General features: G+C 29.9%; 17 protein-coding genes and 1 pseudogene. All 18 read right to left on the bottom strand.

The features are described 5' to 3' along the window. Positions 1-10: 10 nt before the first annotated feature. Positions 11-931 (bottom strand): GntR family transcriptional regulator YhfZ, encoded by a 921-nt coding sequence (gene yhfZ / locus DR024_RS09325; RefSeq protein WP_111918598.1) that lies wholly within the window; start codon positions 929-931, stop codon positions 11-13. Positions 932-1,096: 165 nt separating this feature from the next. Beyond that, complete coding sequence (locus tag DR024_RS09320) at positions 1,097-1,420, bottom strand: DUF6572 domain-containing protein (RefSeq protein ID WP_027099708.1); 324 nt, start codon at positions 1,418-1,420, stop codon at positions 1,097-1,099. A gap of 143 nt (positions 1,421-1,563) precedes the next feature. Then, on the bottom strand, positions 1,564-3,582 hold the full coding sequence (locus DR024_RS09315; RefSeq protein ID WP_027099707.1) for a methyl-accepting chemotaxis protein: 2,019 nt from the start codon (positions 3,580-3,582) through the stop codon (positions 1,564-1,566). Between the two features lie 126 nt (positions 3,583-3,708). Beyond that, positions 3,709-4,659 (bottom strand): TDT family transporter, encoded by a 951-nt coding sequence (locus tag DR024_RS09310; RefSeq protein ID WP_027099706.1) that lies wholly within the window; start codon positions 4,657-4,659, stop codon positions 3,709-3,711. A 12-nt stretch (positions 4,660-4,671) separates the two neighbouring features. Beyond that, complete coding sequence (locus DR024_RS09305; protein WP_055183570.1) at positions 4,672-5,904, bottom strand: NAD(P)/FAD-dependent oxidoreductase; 1,233 nt, start codon at positions 5,902-5,904, stop codon at positions 4,672-4,674. 4 nt (positions 5,905-5,908) lie between these two features. Then, a complete protein-coding gene (locus DR024_RS09300) occupies positions 5,909-6,325 on the bottom strand; it encodes a 4Fe-4S dicluster domain-containing protein (protein WP_027099704.1) in 417 nt (138 codons plus the stop codon). Positions 6,326-6,339: 14 nt separating this feature from the next. Further along, positions 6,340-8,412 carry a molybdopterin oxidoreductase family protein gene (locus DR024_RS09295; RefSeq protein ID WP_027099703.1) on the bottom strand — a complete coding sequence of 691 codons (2,073 nt, stop codon included), beginning with the start codon at positions 8,410-8,412 and terminating at the stop codon, positions 6,340-6,342. Positions 8,413-8,843: 431 nt separating this feature from the next. After that, positions 8,844-9,419 carry a TetR/AcrR family transcriptional regulator gene (locus tag DR024_RS09290; RefSeq protein WP_034867051.1) on the bottom strand — a complete coding sequence of 192 codons (576 nt, stop codon included), beginning with the start codon at positions 9,417-9,419 and terminating at the stop codon, positions 8,844-8,846. Between the two features lie 68 nt (positions 9,420-9,487). Next, a complete protein-coding gene (locus DR024_RS09285; RefSeq protein WP_051196077.1) occupies positions 9,488-10,285 on the bottom strand; it encodes a Tim44 domain-containing protein in 798 nt (265 codons plus the stop codon). Between the two features lie 81 nt (positions 10,286-10,366). Then, positions 10,367-10,801 carry an MOSC domain-containing protein gene (locus DR024_RS09280; protein ID WP_027099701.1) on the bottom strand — a complete coding sequence of 145 codons (435 nt, stop codon included), beginning with the start codon at positions 10,799-10,801 and terminating at the stop codon, positions 10,367-10,369. Between the two features lie 4 nt (positions 10,802-10,805). After that, positions 10,806-11,768: a GTP 3',8-cyclase MoaA gene (gene moaA, locus DR024_RS09275; protein WP_027099700.1), complete on the bottom strand. Its 963-nt coding sequence runs from the start codon at positions 11,766-11,768 to the stop codon at positions 10,806-10,808. An 18-nt stretch (positions 11,769-11,786) separates the two neighbouring features. Further along, positions 11,787-12,260 (bottom strand): cyclic pyranopterin monophosphate synthase MoaC, encoded by a 474-nt coding sequence (gene moaC / locus DR024_RS09270; RefSeq protein ID WP_027099699.1) that lies wholly within the window; start codon positions 12,258-12,260, stop codon positions 11,787-11,789. 11 nt (positions 12,261-12,271) lie between these two features. Further along, a complete protein-coding gene (locus DR024_RS09265) occupies positions 12,272-13,285 on the bottom strand; it encodes a molybdopterin-binding protein (protein ID WP_111918594.1) in 1,014 nt (337 codons plus the stop codon). A 13-nt stretch (positions 13,286-13,298) separates the two neighbouring features. Next, a complete protein-coding gene (gene modB / locus DR024_RS09260; protein ID WP_027099697.1) occupies positions 13,299-13,955 on the bottom strand; it encodes a molybdate ABC transporter permease subunit in 657 nt (218 codons plus the stop codon). Positions 13,956-13,960: 5 nt separating this feature from the next. Continuing rightward, complete coding sequence (gene modA / locus DR024_RS09255) at positions 13,961-14,713, bottom strand: molybdate ABC transporter substrate-binding protein (protein WP_051196076.1); 753 nt, start codon at positions 14,711-14,713, stop codon at positions 13,961-13,963. A gap of 22 nt (positions 14,714-14,735) precedes the next feature. Further along, positions 14,736-15,227 (bottom strand): MogA/MoaB family molybdenum cofactor biosynthesis protein, encoded by a 492-nt coding sequence (locus DR024_RS09250; protein ID WP_027099696.1) that lies wholly within the window; start codon positions 15,225-15,227, stop codon positions 14,736-14,738. 13 nt (positions 15,228-15,240) lie between these two features. After that, complete coding sequence (mobB, locus tag DR024_RS18005; RefSeq protein WP_027099695.1) at positions 15,241-15,720, bottom strand: molybdopterin-guanine dinucleotide biosynthesis protein B; 480 nt, start codon at positions 15,718-15,720, stop codon at positions 15,241-15,243. Positions 15,721-15,840: 120 nt separating this feature from the next. Next, positions 15,841-16,308, bottom strand: a pseudogene (locus tag DR024_RS18000) (molybdenum cofactor guanylyltransferase); the annotation flags it as partial. Positions 16,309-16,328 lie beyond the last annotated feature (20 nt).

Here is a 16,328-nt window from a genome sequence, read left to right as displayed (position 1 = left end):
AAAATCAAGCCTAATAATTAGGCATGATTAAACCTTCTAATACTTCTCTTTGATATCTTAAAACTTCTTTTCTATCTAAATTTTTAGAGAATAACTTTGGTAATATTGCGTTCTTCTTTGATGTAATAATTACTGCTTCTGTATCTGATATTCCCAAATTCTCTCTTCCAAGCTTTAATACCTTTACTTCATCGCCATCAATATCATCTTTATTCCATATTGCCGCATCTACTTCTTTGTTCTTTATGGCATTTTTAAGAGAACTGTAATACATATCAACATACTCTACATTAAAATCATTAAAATATGATAACGTTAGTGATGATTGGTCTATTGAAGACCTATCTATACCAACCTTCATATTATTTCTTATAACACCATCATTATCATTTCTTACAACAAGAACATGCTCATTTACGTAAGAATAATCGCCAAATGCTGCCACTATTTCTATAGGTTCATTATTTTTTAAATAATAATCTGCTGTTAATCTTGAAGTAACTGCAAAATCATATCTTCCATCTAACAAGGCTTTTAATCTATGATTTGCACCCCTCATAAAGGCTAAATTTACTGATAGGTGTCTATCGTTTAATGTATTGAATATCCCTGTAGCTAAACCTTCATATCTTTTTGAGTATGGTAATGGCATAACTCCAACTAATGAATTTATCCCTGCTACTTCTAATAATTTCAGATAATCTATATAAGTAATAAATGTACCTAAATGTCCTCTAGATTCTAACTTTATTGCACCATAATCCTGTAATAACTTAAGAGAACTTTGAACTGTACCTCTTGCAGTTTCATACTTTTCAGATAAAAATGCAACTGTTGGAATTCTATCATCTACATCCAGTTGAATAAATTCATTTGAAAGGTTTGCTGACATGATACCAATCTTCTGCATCAATTTACTTTTAATCTCCATATTTCTCCCTTTCAATATACATTATTTTGTATATTCATAATATAGCATATCGTGTTTTCGTTTTCAACACTTTTTTAATAATTTTTTAAATTTTATTTTTATTACTACTTAGTACCATTTTGTATTTAAAATGTTAAAAAGGGAAATTGTTATACAATCTCCCTTTTAATCTTCAATTTTATAAACAACATTTATCCCTAAAATTACAAGTTTATTTCTTATCCTATTTAAATATGCTTCACATTTTGGTGTAATTCCATTTTTGAAATTAATTAATATTTCTATTCTCTTTCCTTCTGCATTGGGATAATTCTTATATAACTCTCCATTATCAATAAACTCTAAGTATGAATTAATTTTATCCTGTAAAATAGTTAAATGTTGATATTCATCTCTCCATGATGAATCATCATTTATTGTTAAAATGACATTTCCAAATTTATTATCTATACCTATACTATCAATCTTTTCTCTATCAACTATACTCATTACTTTCCTTCCTTTAATTCTAGTAATATATTAATAATATATTTAAAGATTCTTAAGATGTGTATGTTTAAACATATACTTTCATAAAAGAAAAGAAACACTATAATAAATAGCGTTTCTTCCTAAAAATCAATGTAAATATTCTATCGTGTTTTAAATTTTTCTAATTCACATTTCATATTAGAAGTTTGTTCTACTAAAGAGTCAGATTCCTTAACTGCATCATTGCTTAATAATGTTACTTCCTTTGAAGATGATGCAATTTCTTCAGAAGATGCTGTAACCTCTTCTGATATTGCAAGTAATTCATCTATACTTGATAAAATATCTTTCTTTTCATCATTCACTTTGTTTGATTTATCTATAACTTCACTAATCATTGGATGTATGTTATCAATAGACTTAGATATATTTTCAAAGCTTGATATTGCTTTATTTATTGATTGACTTTGTCCATTTATATACTCACTCATCCCCTTAGATTCTAAAATTAAAACATTCATTTCTTGTAGTATCTCGCCTACAGCCTCATTAATTTTCTTTGTTGAAGTACTACTTTCAACTGCAAGCTTTCTTATCTCTTCTGCAACAACACTAAATCCTTTTCCTGCTTCCCCAGCTCTTGCAGATTCTATTGCTGCATTTAGAGAAAGTAAGTTTGTATTTTCAGATATTTGTTGAATCAATGATGTTATATTAGTTATTCCATCGAATTTACTTCCCATTCTATTTATCATGTTAATAAAATCTTCAAATTTACAAGTAAGATCCTTAATAGAATTTGTTACACTTATCATATCAGTATTACTATTTTTAGCATTTTTATTTATATCTTCAGCTACTTGGCTTATAGCTTGTATGCATGAGTTCATATCATTTAATATATAATTAAAGTTATCTAGTTTTAAAGTGATACTAGAAAGATTATCCGTTTGAGTTGATGTACCTCCTGCTATATCATTTAATGATATAGATATATTTTCATTATTAGTATTTATTGTTTGGAATAAAGAATGTAACTCTCCAGAAGTAGAATCCACCTTAGCTGATACTATCTTTAACTTCTCTATAATACTTGACATACTAATATTTATTTTTTCTACATCAATAGCTATTTCTCCAAACTCATCATTTCTATTTATTAAGCTTTCTTCTATTTCACTAGCAAAATCTCCATCAGCTATTTTACCAATTGACTCTTTTAACTTAACTACACCATTTGAAATATTTCTTGAAATTAAAATTACTATTATTGATGATACAATAATCAATAATAATCCTATTGCTATTAAGAAAACTCCTATTTCTTTAGCACCCTTTAATATTTCACTTTCGCTTACAGTTACTCCAAGAACCCAATAATCTGAAAGAATTCCTGTATAAACTGTTATATAGTTCTTTCCATCTACCTTATAAGATGTAACACCGTTTATATTTTCCATCATTTCTTCTGCAGCTCTACCAAAGTCCTTATAGTCGCTGTCACCATTTACTAAATCAGGTAATAATGTTAACTTCTCAACTATCTCATTATCTGGGAATGCAAGAATTTGCTTAGTTTCTCTATCTAGTATAAATGCTTGTCCTTCATATCCTATTTCTAAAGAGTTTACAATATTACTGTATTCTAATCCATCTTTTGTAGCAACTACTACACCTATTATTTCCTCTCCAGATTTAATAGGAGCACAATATGCTACTTCTAATTTGCCATCAATTTTTGATATGTATAGTTCAGAGGCTGCTCTTGTTCCCCCTATAGCCATTTTAAAATGTGATGTTTCTTTTATATTCGTTATTTTTCCATTGGTATCAGTATAATTTCCTTCCTTATCTGCAAAAGCAAGGGTCTTAAATGATGATTTTTCTTTTTCCTCTCCTAATAGCTTCATTATCTCATCTTTAGATGTTATATTCTTTAATGTTATAAGTTTTGCCATATCTTCAGAAAGTTGTGCATTACCACGAATCTCCTTCTGTACTAATTGTGATGTATCCTTTGCCACCTGTGATAAAAGGTCTTTAGATAATTTAAGTATCGCTTCCTTTGACTTTAAATAAGTTAGTGATGCTAATAATATAGTAGTAATCATAATTATAGGAATAATTACTTTAAAAATCTTAAACCCTATACTCTTTCTATTAAATATTTTTTTCTTCATTTGCTACTATCCTCCTTTTTTCTCCTGTACAATTAATAATATCGGAGGATTTTAAAAAAAATTAATAATAATTTTTAAAAAAGTTAAAAAAATGCATCTTGATTTTTTTCAAGATACATTTTATATTTATTTTTCTTTAAATTTTCTAATTACTATTCTTAAAATTCCAAATACAACTATTGAAACAATTGCAGTTGTTAAGTATATTTGTATACCACTTATTTCTTTAACCATATTACTTAAAACATCATATCCTTGACCTTTTAAAAATCCCGACATTTTTATTGAAGCAACAATACCTATTGCCATAGGGAATGTCATTCCAGCAAATCCCGGATGAAAATCAAATGAGAAAAACCTTGGTAGCTTTACAATTATAAATAATAATGTACAGAAAACTAAAGCATATAATGCATATACTACAAACTTATTAGGTTCCTTAATAAAGTTTAAATAACTTACTAAACAAAGACTTGATGGTGCCAACAGTATTGCTTGAGTATGATGTACTGCATCTTTAATATCAGTTGTTGCTAGCCTATATAACATAAAAGGCATTATAATAATTAAAACTGCTATACCATAATAAACAACTATCTTTCCTATTGTTGGTTCATTCATCACACCACCAACTACAGTTGAAACCATTATTCCATTATAAGTAACAAACCAACTTGGAAGAAAAGTATCTATATTTACTCCCTTAATTACGTTTCTATATGTAAATATAACTATATGAATTGCATGTAATATTAACCCAACAAACCACATTGCTTTACCAATTGTAGGGCTAAAGTCAAATACATAACTTCCTAAGATCATAGTAATCATTGTAAATCCTGCATATAAACTTGCTGGAACTGTATTAGAATATTCATTTTTAACTACATTAAAATTAGTTACAATCTTTATTATATAAGCTATTAAAATTATTGCTGATAACATCATTGTTATATGTCTAATCCATGTATATCCCAGTGTTAAATATACATTTGATAGTGTTGCTGCACCAACCATTGTTGGAAGTAATGGTACTGGTATGTTTTTAAACTTATCTACAAAACTATTGTTTTTCATTTGTTTCTCCCCTTAATTATCATATGTAAATTCAAAGTTATCTTTCATATTAAAGAAATCAGAATAATCTATCTTAAATAATGACTTTTTAATCTTTGATACATCTATATTATTCTTAATTAATTGAGTAAGTATTCCTGAATATGATAAATCACCTTGAATAATTGCTCCATATATCTTTCCATCCTTATGGATTATCTTTTTATAATTCCCCTCATCATCATTTTCCATTACAACTGTATAGCTATCATCTTCAGGTTCATTTATTCCTAATGACATAGTTGGAATTCCTAAAAAGTTCATGGTTGATTTACTTGCAAAAAAGTCAGTCATTTCAGCCTTTACACCTGTCATATTACTTGCTGCAATTATCCCTTCCTTTGCTGCAGTTGGCCAAATTGGATTTCTTCCTGTTACATCTCCTGCACCATAAATATCTTCCACATTTGTTCTCCCAAGTTCATCTATAACCAATCCAAATCTATCTACTTCTACTCCACTTCCCTCTAAAAAGGCTACATTTGAACGAACACCTGCAGCAACTATTAACAAATCACAAGGAATAACCTCTCCACTAGTTAATATTATTTCTATTATTTCTCCATTCTCGTTAACTATTAATTCTTTAATTCCTTTTTCATAATATTGATTTACACCATGTTTTTTAAATCCTTCTTCATAGGCTGATGCTGCTTTTTTATCAAGCTGTATGGATAACATATGACCTTTCATTTCTACTAAAGAAATATTCTTTCCAGTATGTATTAGCCCTGAGATAACATCTATTCCAACAAGACCTGCTCCCATTACAACTATATTATTACATACCTTTGACATTTCCATAATCTTTTCACAATCATCAAAATTACGGAAACCAATAGCATTTTTAGCCTCTCTTAAATGTGGTATTGGCGGGAAGAATGTGTTAGCACCAGTTGCTATAAGTAACTTATCAAATGAAACCTTTCTTCCATCTTCTAATACAACCTCTTTTTCTCTAGCATTTAAAGAAGCTGCTCCAATTCCTTTAATCCACTCTATTTTATTTTCTTCTATGAAATTATCTTCAACAAACTCTAACTTTTTAACATCTCTAATGCCTTCCATATAGTGATGAAGTATACATCTTGAATAAATCTTATCATCCTTAGATATTAAAGTGATTTGAGCATTGCTGTCTAAAGCTCTAAGTTGTCTTACCCCATTAATTCCTGCTGCTGAAGCACCTAATACAACATATTTCATAAGATTATACCTCCCCTAATGTAATAGCACCCATTGGACATTTTTCTACGCACATTGGCTTACTTCCATCTTTTTCACTACAACTTGTACACATATCACATTTCATAATTTCTTTATGCTTTAATCTGTCGCTCTTTAAAACTCCATAAGGACATGCCATAATGCACATATAACAGCTTGCACAGCGCTCTTTATCATATTCTACAAATCCATTTTTCTTATTTTTAGACATTGCACCAGTCATACAAGTATAGACACATTCAGGTTTATCACAATGACGACAGAATATTGGAGCTGCCTTTGTTTCACTATCAATAGTTACTCTATTTCTTGAATCTGGACTTTCATGACTTACAACACAAGCAGTAACACATGTTAAACATCCTATACACTTACTTCTATCTATTATTATTCTCTTCATTTGTCTTATTCCTCCTAAAGTCTAGAAATGTTTACTGGTGTAGTCTTATATGAAGGTTCTTTTGAATATGGATCATAAAGAGATGGAGTTAAATTATTACACTCTATATAATGCATTGGAGCATATAATTCACCATATCCTACATCTTCTGTAGGCTTAGCCATAAATTCAGAAGATTGTCCATTAATAGATGAAACCTTAATCATATCATTTTCTTTAATTCCCAATTCCTTTGCCAGTGCCATATTTATATAAATATAAGCTTTTTCAGAAGATACATCCTCTATAAATCTTACTTCTCTTGTTCTAGTTTGAGTATGCCATTGTCCTACTGTTCCCCTTCCCGTGTTTAGAACATAAGGATATTCCTCTGTAGTTTGTAGTGGATTCTCACGAACATCTTCAAACATAAACTTTGCTTTCTTTGATGGAGTGTAGAATAGGTTATCTTCATATAAACGTCTTTCATCTTCCTTTAATACTTCTCCCTCTTTAAATGGCCATTGAATTCCTTTTGAATCAACTAATCCATCATAATCCACTCCAGTCATATCGCAAGGCATATTTCTAGAACATTCCTTCATTAAGTTAAATACATCTCTTGGCGTTTTCCACTTATCTAGTAAACTTCCCATACCAAGGGCTTTACCTATTCCATATATAACTTCAAAATCTGTTCGTTCATCCTCTCCCTTAGTAAGAGCTGGTCTCATTGCAGAAATTCTTCTTTCTGTATTTATATAGCTTCCTTCCTTCTTTATTCCAGGAACTACTGGAAGATATACATCACATTCCTTTGCACTATCTGTATCATCATAAATATCTTGTACTACAAATAACTCTAACTTATCTACAGCTTCTTGGAAGGTCTTATTGTTAGTCCAAGAATGACGTGGATTTGTACAAATTACCCATAACGCCTTTATTTTTCCTGAATTTATTTCTTCAACTATTACGTTATAAGGCTTAGTTGGTTTTGTTGCTAAAACTTCATCTTCAACACCTAAAACTTCTGCTATTCTCTTACGTCTTACTGGGTTGTCAAAATCTCCACCACCAAATAATCCTGCTGTATTGCTGTATGCACGGGACCCCATAGCATTACATTGTCCAGTTAATGAGTTAGCTCCAGTTCCTGGTCTACCTATATTTCCTGTCATTAGTGCAATATTTATTATAGCTTGTGCAGTTCTTACAGCTTCATATCCTTGGTTAACTCCCATTGTCCACCAAATAGATACTCTTTCACCTTTATTAATCAGTTCTACTAATTCTAAAATTCTTTCAGCTTCTATTCCAGTAGCTTCTACAGCCTTTTCTATAGTATACTTTTTAACAAATCCCTTAAATTCTTCAAATCCTTCAGTGTACTTTTCTATATATTCATGATTTAAGTAGTCTTTTTCTATTAGAATATTAGCTACTGTATATAATAAAATTAAGTCTGACTTACCTTTTATTCCATACCAATAGTCTGCATGCTTTGCAGTTTCTGATTTTCTTGGATCTATTACTATTAACTTCTTATTCTTATTAGATCTTATTCTATCCCATAATATAGGATGAGCTACCACTGGATTTGACCCAATTAATATAACTGTATCAGATAATTCTACATCCTTTAATGTATATGGAGGAGCATCAAATCCAAAGCTTTGTTTATGAGCTACAACTGAAGTTGCCATACAAAGTCTTGTATTACCATCAACATTTGCCTTTAAAAAATTTCTCATTACATGTCCATATATTGCAAACTCTTCAAGGGTTAATTGTCCTGTACTAATACCTGCAACTGATTCTTGCCCATATTTTTCTTGGATTGATAAGAACTTATCAGCTACATATTTATATCCTTCTTCCCATGAAACCCTCTTAAATGTTCCATCATCCTGCTTTATCTTTGGTAAACTAGATGTTTTAACAACTGTTTGTTGTTTATCTAACGAAAGTCCTTTAATACATGAGAATCCATTATTAACTGGATATCCCTTTGTTGGAATAACTTTTACTATCTTTTCATCTTCCACATAAAAATCTAAATTACAGTCTAACGCACAATAGTTACAAGTAGATTGAACCTTTTTCATACTTTCCCTCTTTTCTCTTTTGCTTAGGTAAAATTCATTTTAATTGTTAAAATCTTCTCATTTACGATATTTTTTTAACAATTATATGCATAGAAATACCTTCTTTTTTCATCTATCACTAATATAATTAATTTTTATATATATTACTGTGATATTTATCACAGTTTCACACTTTTTTGTCTATATAGATTTAATTTATATAAAAAAGGTGGAGTGGATATTTATTTTGTTTGTTCCGTCGCTACGCTCCAAGTCACCTCAAAACAAATATCCACCCCACGCGTACTAAAGGTAAGGAAATTATAAAATTACTATCCTTGATTTTATATTTTTTTAATATGAAATTATAATAATACCTTTGAGTTATAGCCAATTGAAATTTTATACTTTCCTAGACATTAAAAAAAGAAGCTACCTTTAATAGCTTCCTTTTACTTTAATAGTATTCTACAAATATTTTCTGATGATGGCATTTCAATGTCACCTTCAAATCTTACTAAGTTTACACACATTGCCTGAAAAAACTTCCAAAACATTGCAGATAGGTGCCTTGGATTTCCATCTATAAAAATATTCTCTCTTTGCCCATCTTCAATTATCTTAGCTAATACCATATTAGGTGTTGAAGAATATGAATTAACTCTAGAGTTCTGTCCTTCAACCATTTGAATCATAAGCATGAAAGCAAACTCTTCCTTTAACCCATAGTTCTTATTTATACCGTCCATAGTACCTTCAACTAATATTTTAAATTTAACTTTTGTTGGTACTCTAGCATTTAATACTCCTATAGTACTTTCATTACTAGTTGTTGTTGCCCTCTTTATAAGCTCATCAATAATCAAACTAATATCACTATAATATTTTTTTATTTCTTTTAGAGTATATCCACACTCTTCACTTATATTTTCTAAAGTTACATTTAATAATCCTTTTTTTACAAATAACCTTAATGACTTATCCAATATAAAATCTTCTTTTTTATCAACTTTTCTTATATCATTCAACAAATATCCCACACTTCCCAATTTTTATAAGTTAAATACTTATCCCCATATTTATTAACTTTGTCACATCACAATTTCTTTTGATTGTCTTCCTCTTTTTTGAAGCCATATTGGGAGCCATCTGTTATAGCTTCGAAGAAACTTTCATCTACATCCTCAATTTGTCTAATTTCATCAAGAACCCAGGTATCCCAGCTTCTTACAAACTTCCAGTATTCCTCGAAACTTTCTCTTCTCCTGCTTCCTTTTATATACCTTCCGTTCCTATCATCAATGTAATAATCAACCATAGCTCCTTTTACATAAAACCATATTAAATCTTCACTTTCATCTTCCAAATCAATAACTCCAATTGGAAGTGTACTAATTAACTTTATGCCCTTAAGTACGTTAATCTCATGCCTTACTTTCATCCATTCAATTTTACTTCTGTGAAGTTCATATAAATCTTTACTAATATAATTTTCTGCTATATCTATATCTCTTTTACTCCAGGCTTCTTGAATCTTATAAAAGGATTCTTCTACCCTGTTTTTCAATTCACTATAATTCCAATCTTTATCTATTCTTTCTAACTCTCTTATTAGTTTCTTACTAACTCTATTCTTTTTATAGATTCTTACCTTATATGCAATAATTCCTCCACTTGAAGCTAAAGCAAATATAGAAATTGTTACAATAGAAGAAATTGGACTACTGCTATTTCCATTACCACTACTTGAAGAACTGTGACTTCCACCGCCGCCGCCCCCTCCTGAACTTCCTCCTCCGCCTCCTCCACCAGCTCTAGCTGACGAAACTATTGGAGTTGAAATTAAAAATACAAGCGCAATTATAATTACAAATATTCCTCTTTTTATTCTCACTATAATCCCCCCCATATGAATTATATCATAATAATTAACAAAAAAACTTTGCCATTAGCAAAGTTTTCCTAATATATATTTCTATTCATTTATTAGTTGTATCTCTTCTCCAATTTTCACATGACCACCCTTAAGAACCCTTGCAAATACACCGTTCTTTGGCATTATACAATCTCCTACCATCTTAAATATATTACACTTAACATGACATTGTTTACCCTTTTGAGTTATTTCTAAAAGTGAATCTCCTATAGTAATCTTATCACCAACTTGGATTTTTTCTAAATCTAGCCCTTCAGTAACAAAATTTTCACCAAAATCTCCATACTTAACCTTGCCACCTCTAGCTATAAAATCTTCTATCTTTTCCTTCTCTAATAAAGAAACTTGTCTGTGCCATTTTCCACCGTGAGCATCATTTTCCAAACCAAATTCTTCAATTAAATTAATCTCTTCTATTTGAGTCTTACCTACACCTTTTTTCTCACTTATACATATTGCAACTATATTAGCCATTTTATTATCCTCCTATTTGAAACATGAATCTATCATCTTCTGTTTTTCTATCTTCTATAAATCTATGTCCTTTGGGCTTATTATATATTGTTTCTTTTATTCTTTCTTTAATCTCTTCCCTTGTAGTATCTTCTCTTAAAATATTTTTAAGATCTAGTCCACTCTTAAAATGTAAGCATTGCTTAAGTACACCATCTGGGGTAATTCTTATTCTATTGCAGCTTTCACAAAAATGATTTGATAAAGCAGATATAAATCCAACTCTTCCTTCTGCCCCCTCAATTCTATAATAAAAAGCTGGTCCATTATCCTTATCACTTTTTGCTTCTTTTATATTGAAGTTTTTCTTTAATATTTTCTCTAAATCTTTACCACTTACTCCAGTGTATTTAGTACCTTCCCCTATAGGCATTAATTCTATAAATCTTATATCTAGCTTATGGTGGACACTTAACTTACATAAGTCTAAAAACTCATTATCATTTATTCCTTTAACAATTACCGCATTTATCTTTACCTTAATTCCTTTATTTACAGCTTTTTTTATTGATTCTACTACACTAATTAAGTTGCCACCTCTGGTAATTTTCTTAAATACATCTTCTTTTAAAGAGTCTAAACTTATATTTATTTCATTTAATCCAGCATTAATTAATCCATCAAGGTACTTAGGCAATAGAACTCCATTAGTTGTTAATGCAATTTTTCCTATTTCCTTCTCTTTTGCCTTTGAAACTAACTCTACTATATTCTTTCGAAGAAGAGGCTCTCCACCTGTAAATCTAATTTTTTTCAATCCAATATCTCCAAATATATCAATTAAATACTTTATTTCATCATCTGTTAATCCATTATCATTTTTAAAGCAAACATCTCCCTCAGGCATACAATATACACATCTTAAGTTGCATGCCTCTGTTAGAGAAATTCTTAAATAATCTATCTCTCTATTAAACTTATCTTTCAAGTAAAATTCACCTCTTATTTAAAAATGGAACTCTCCGTTTTTACCACCTGTCTTTGATACAAGATGTATATTTTCAATAACCATTCTCTTATCTACCGCTTTACACATATCATATATAGTTAATGCAGCAACTGAAACTGCTGTAAGTGCTTCCATTTCAACTCCTGTTTTCCCAGTTGTCTTAACACTGCCATATATTATAACTCTGCTGTTTTCTTCATCTAATTCAAAGTCTATATTAGCTCCATTTATCATTAAAGGATGACACATAGGTATTAAATTACTAGTTTGTTTACTTGCCATAATACCAGCAACTCTTGAAACACCAAGAACATCACCTTTTTTTATATTTCCTGTTTTTATAAGATTCATTATTTCTTTACTAACCTTTATGCTTCCTTTAGCTACAGCAACTCTCTTAGTTTCACTCTTTTCTGAAACATCCACCATTACTGCATTTCCTTTTTCATCAAAATGGTTTAAACCTGACATATATTTTCCTCCTACTTACCAAATGAACAATATGGGAATGTACAAACTTTGCAGTCTAAACATAATCCACCTTGACCGTATAAAGCAATATCTCTTTTTGTTAATTTTTCATCTATTAAAATTCTAGGTAAAACTAAATCAAATACTGTTCTTTTTGAATACATTACACATCCTGGAAGCCCCATTATAGGAGTATCTCCAAGGTAAGCAAGTAAAAACATTGCTCCTGGTAATACTGGAGAACCATAAGTTACTACTTCTCCTCCACAATCCTTTATAGCTGATGGCGTAACATCATCTGGATCAACAGACATGCCTCCACTGCACACCACTATATCAGCACCTTTATCAATCCACATTTTTATTGCTTCTGTAATTTTTTCTTTATCATCAGGCAGTATTACTTGCCCTAGTATCTCTGAACCATAATATTCAAACTTACTCTTAACAACTGGTCCAAAGGCATCCTTAATTCTTCCATAGAACACTTCATTTCCTGTAGTAACTATACCAACTTTTTTCTTTTTAAACTTTTCAACACTTATAAATGGCTTTTCTATTATTTTTTTTGCTTCATTAAGTTTTTCTTCTTCAACCATTAATGGAATAACTCTTGTTCCACCAAGCTTTTCACCTTTTTTAACTGGTGTATTATTATGTATTGTTGCCATCATAATATCATCTATCATGTTAAGCTCTAAAAGAGCATCTTTATCAATTTTTAATACCCCATCATAAGAAGCAAAGAAATCTATTTTACCTTCTTTTATTTCACCAAATTCTAATCCATCTCCACAGGAGATATCCTTAAGAATTATAGCTGCATCATTTTCATGAACTAATCCTTCTGTCTCTTCCCAAACATATATATTATCCTTCCCTAGAGAAAGTAAAACATCTATATCCTCTTCCTTTATTACATGACCTTTTTTAAAAGCTCTTCCTTTAAATTCACCTGGAACAATTTTAGTAATATCATGTAAAAGTACTCTACCTACTGCATCAACAGTTTTTATTTTTTTCATATCAAAAACTCACCTACTTATTTTCTTTTAATAACCTGTTGTATATAAATATTAATGTTGTGCTTATAATTATCACTACCACAGCAAAAAAATTTGCATTTGAGGAATCCCCTCTTTCTACAGCATAATAAATTGCCATAGGTATATTTTGTGTTTTCCCTGGTATATTACCAGCTATCATCATTGTTGCACCAAATTCACCAAAACACCTTGCATAGCTTAAAACCATTCCACTTAAAATTCCTTTAGAAGCTAATGGAAGTGTTACCTTATAAAATGTTTGAAATTTAGTTGCTCCTAAATCAGCTGCTACCTCTTTATAAGTATCATCTATGGATAATAAAGCACCTTTTGCACTTCCATACATTATTGGCAGGGAGGTAATAACTGCTGCTATTACTGCTCCATACCATGTAAATATAAATGTAAAATCAAAATACTCATATAAAAAGGATCCAATAAAGCTTCTCTTTCCTATTATCATCAATAAAATATATCCTATTAATGATGGAGGCATAAATAAAGGAAGCATAATTGCACTTTCAAAAAAATTCTTTAGTTTCCCTTCTCTTCTTAATAGCAAATTAGCTAACAATATTCCTAAAATGCTTACTATTATAGTTGAAACTATTGAAGTTTTTAGTGAAATTATTATTGGTCCTTCATACATAAAGTTTATTTCCTCTCAAAATTATATTTTTCAAATATATCTATATTTTCGTTTATAAAATCTTTAAAGTTTTGTACATCTTTATTCTCTACATTGATATTAGCAAATGTATATATAGTTGGGTCGTGAAGACTTCCATCTATTTTTTCTACTAGCTTTGCATCACCTAAGTTATTTATTTCATTAGCATAAACTATAGCATAATCAACATCTCCACTTTTCACATAGTTTAATACTAGTTTTGCATCTTTACAAAAGACAATATTACTTTGAATCTTATCCCATACACCTCTATTTTTTAGGGCTTCCCTTGAATAATCTCCTATAGGTACTCCTTCTGCACCTAATGCAATTTTTCCAGTTATTGATGGTAAGTCTTTTATTGAATTTATATCTTCCTTACTTCCACCGCTCTTTACAAGCATTAAACCATTAGTTAAGAATTCTTTAACTTCATCCTCTTTAACACTTCCAATAGATATAAGTTCATCTGTTTCATCTTTACTAGCAGATAAAAACAAATCTACCTTTCCTCCCTCTTGTATTTGTTTTCTTAAGCTTCTTGAACTACCGTAATTTGTATTTATCTTTATGTTAGAATTTTCAGCTTCATATTTTTTTATTATCTCGTTCATTGGATCTTCTAAAGAAGCTGCCGCACTAATGGTAATTTCCTTAGCCTCCTTATTGTCACTTCCACATCCTACAAATGTAAAAAGTAATCCTAGTGAAAGAAATATACTTAAAACCTTTTTCATTTCTTTTCAATCCTTTAACAAATTATTTTCTAGCACATTCCTTAGCTGTTTCATTTAAAATGTCAATTCCATGTTTTATATCTTCAAGAACAAAATCTAATGCTTCTTTGCATGCCTTTGGACTTCCTGGTAAATTTACTATAAGAGTTTTCTTTCTTATACCAGATACAGCTCTTGAAAGCATTGCCCTCTTAGTTATGTTTAAACTAAACATTCTTATAGCTTCTGAAATACCAGGTGTTTCTCTTTCAACTATTTCTTTAGTAGCCTCTGGAGTTATATCTCTTGGAGAAAACCCTGTTCCCCCTGTACTTAATACTAAATTAACTCCTAATTCATCAGCTAAATATATAAACTCTTCCTTTAAAAGTTCTTTTTCATCTGGTAAAATAACGTATCTTTTAACTTGAAACCCTGATTTTTCAACTATTTCTCTAATTACTGCTCCACTTTTATCCTCTCTTTCACCTTTTGAGCCTTTATCACTGCTTGTTACTATTGCTACTGTATACATAAATACACTTCCTTTATAAGTATCTTTCTTTTTCAACTATGTCTGCTAATTTCTCGTAATTATTTATATCAACCCACTCTATTCCATTAATTAATGGATTGAAATCACTTGCTACAGCTATAAGTTTATCCCTTGGAGTAATTATATCTCTTCCTTTTTCTTCTCTTGCCACTTCAATTTTTCTCAAATTACTCTTTTTATAACCTTCTACAATTATAAAATCAGTTTCACTTATATCATTAATAATACTATCTAGTGCTAATTCTTCTTCCACTTCTTTTATCATGGCAAATCTATTTTTTGAAGAAATACATACCTGTTCCGCTCCAGCTTTTCTATGTCTCCAAGTATCTTTCCCCTCTTTGTCCATATCAAATCCATGAACATCATGTTTAATTGTTGAAACGGAGTATCCTCTTTTTCTTAGTTCCTTTATAAGCCCTTCAATTAAGGTTGTTTTTCCTACATTTGAACAGCTTGCTACTATATTAATTATTGTACTTCCTTTTTTACTATCCTTTAGTATCTCCCTATATTCCTCAGGAGTATTTACATTTGTCATTGCACGCTCATCATTCATTAAAATGTAGGTTACATCTAAGCTTTTTGTTAAACTCTTTAGCTTATAATTCTTATTGTCTATGTTCTCTTTTATCTTATCTAAAGCTGACTTTCTATACACTCCACATAAAGGCTGCTCTTTCCCATCTACTACAGGTATAAGTGCATCTCCTTTAAAATCAATATTTATTAGCGAATTGATTACATACTCACTTATAAATGGCATATCTGCAGCAATAATTAATGCTTTATCATTTTTTATAGATTTTAAAGTAGAATATATTCCTCCAATTGGTCCAATATCTTTAATTTCATCCTCTACTAACCTGCATATATCTAAAAACTCTTGGTACAAGGATAAATTATTACAAGAGATAATAATATCATCTATTAAATTTAATCTTTTAATTATCCTTTCTATAAACCTTTCATTATCCAATGATAAAAAGGCCTTTGTATTATAATTCATTCTAGAATTTTTACCACCACTTAAAATCACAGCACTTGTTTTTACTTTCATCTCTTTTTCATCCCTTAGTT

The sequence above is a fragment of the Clostridium paraputrificum genome (assembly GCF_900447045.1).
Taxonomy (GTDB): Bacteria; Bacillota; Clostridia; order Clostridiales; family Clostridiaceae; genus Clostridium; species Clostridium paraputrificum.
The sequence above is the reverse complement of the archived record's forward strand: the minus strand, read 5'-3'. Positions and strand labels throughout refer to the sequence as shown.